The sequence below is a fragment of the Neisseria sp. P0022.S010 genome (genome assembly GCF_051956635.1).
Map to the genome: position 1 here is coordinate 1 of NZ_JBQCXF010000510.1, position 2,088 is coordinate 2,088.

The following is a 2,088-nucleotide window of genomic DNA, read 5'->3' on the forward strand; positions in this document are numbered from 1 at the left end:
CATAAATACTCAGATGTATAAAAACAAAGACAACATTTTACCGCAAAGATTTAACGAATCTTGACTAAAGTCTAAAAAGAAAATTAGTTAAAAAAACCATGTAGTGAAGAATTTTTAGTGGATTTATCTGGTTTGATTGGTATTAAAACCTGCAAACAGAGAATTTGGCTGAAGCGATATGAATGATTGAAAGAGCCGTAACGATAAAGGCCGTCTGAAAAGTAGGATATGGGAAAAGGTTGTTGTGAGGATATTGGATAGCACCAAGGTGTGCTTTCAAGTATGTCGGCAACAAAGATGGTATTTATCTAAGGCTGTCTAATAACATCCTGTAACCTTAGCTTGGATAGTCGCTGATAGTTTTTCTTTCTATAAAACGATTTGTCTGAAATGGGAACGGCACAGATTGATGCGGAAGAGACGAGAAAGAGAAAAGGAGTAATGGCAAGTTAATGAGTGGAGACGGGGTTTAGCAATGATGGCTTCTTTAGATGAGATGGGCCGTCTGAAAGTACGCCCGCTTGGTTGCCAAATTTTAGATAAAAAAAACCATCTATACTAAGGGGAAAGTATAGATGGCCAAACACATTACGGGGAAAACGTCTTACTCACTTACTCACTTCTTTCGAAGCAAGCGTTACTCAGACAGGCGAATTATACAATAGTTCAGTCTTCACAGTGTTAAATTCTGTTAAATAAAAATAATAAGGTTTAGATTTTTGATTTTAAATAAATAAAAAATCCATATTGTTTAAAAATTTATCGAAAAAATTTGGAATTTTTTTAGATTTGGATAAATTTCCATTCTCCGGCGGCTAAATCATCGACATTCCAGTCGCCGAATTCCTCACGGTGGAGCTGCTCGACACGGTTGCCTGCGGCCGCAACCATGCGTTTGACCTGATGGTATTTACCCTCGGTAATAGTCATCATCAATGTGGTTGGGTCGGCCAATACTGCTTCGGCTGCGGCAACGGTTTCATTATCGTCATGCAGGAGGACGCCGTTTTTGAGTGTGGTGCAAAGGGTATCGTCGGCAGGATGTTTCAAAGTGACGCGGTAGAGCTTCGGAACTTTGTGTTTGGGCGAGGTAACGCGGTGGTTAAATTGTCCGTCGTTGGTAATCAGAATAATGCCGGTTGTGTCTGCATCCAAGCGACCGACTGCCTGCATATCGATATTGCGCATGTGGTCGGGAAACAGGCTGAAGATGCTTGGATATTGCTGAGGTTTGTGCGAAGTTTCGTAATCCGCAGGCTTATGAAGCAGAATGTAGAAATAGGGCATGGGGACGGCGGCAATTTCTTCGCCGTCAACAGACAGGGTGTACACTTGAGACGGGTCGATATCGTCTTTGGCACGATTATGGATTTCGCCGTTGATGGCAATGCAGTCATTGTCTATCAGCCATTGGCATTGCTTGCGGCTGCCGAGGCCTTGCGATTGGATGTATTTGAGCAGTTGCATGGTTGGTTGAAAAGTAGGAAATGTTCAGACGGCCTTTATTGTACTGGAAAACCGGTATTTAGGCCGTCTGAAAAGTAGGGGCAAAAAAATCGCCCCTTTAAAATGTTAAGGGGCGCAAAAGGAACACAAACCACTACCAAAAACTGTTACAGGGCAAATTCTCCTATTTGATGTGTTGCCGGATAAAGTGCTTTCATCAGGTCGTGCGGTGAAAGCGAGAAATCTTTGCTATTTGTCGTCAGACGGCCTTGCTGCGGCGTCAGCTCAAGCAATCGGGCGTTTGCCGACTGGATAAACTTGTTTTTCGTGCGCTGCATTTTTCTTTGCAGGGCGGAAACAACGCGGTTGTACAGACTGTCTTTTTGTTTGACTTCGCGTGTACCGGCAACCCAGCTCAAGCGTGTATTTCCGTCTTCATCTTCAATCAGCAGGATGCCGGTTTCAGATTGGGGCGATTTGCCCATACAAGGGAGCCAAACATAATATCGGCCATCTAAAGTAATGAATACTGCGTCATGTACTTCGCATTCGTCGCAACACTTGGTGGCGATCAAAGAGCGGATGGCTTGTTGGTGCAGTCTCAGAATGTCAAGGGAGACTTGCTTAAAAATACTTTCGGGC

2 protein-coding genes are annotated in these 2,088 nt (G+C 43.5%); both read right to left on the bottom strand.

The annotated features are described in order from the left end of the window. Positions 1-783 precede the first annotated feature (783 nt). Entirely contained in the window at positions 784-1,467 is a 684-nt protein-coding gene (locus ACTHUT_RS18770; RefSeq protein WP_250600665.1) for a 16S rRNA pseudouridine(516) synthase, read from the bottom strand. Between the two features lie 146 nt (positions 1,468-1,613). Continuing rightward, the coding region (locus ACTHUT_RS18775; RefSeq protein ID WP_440419379.1) for a pyridoxamine 5'-phosphate oxidase family protein at positions 1,614-2,088 on the bottom strand (475 nt) is incomplete at its 5' end.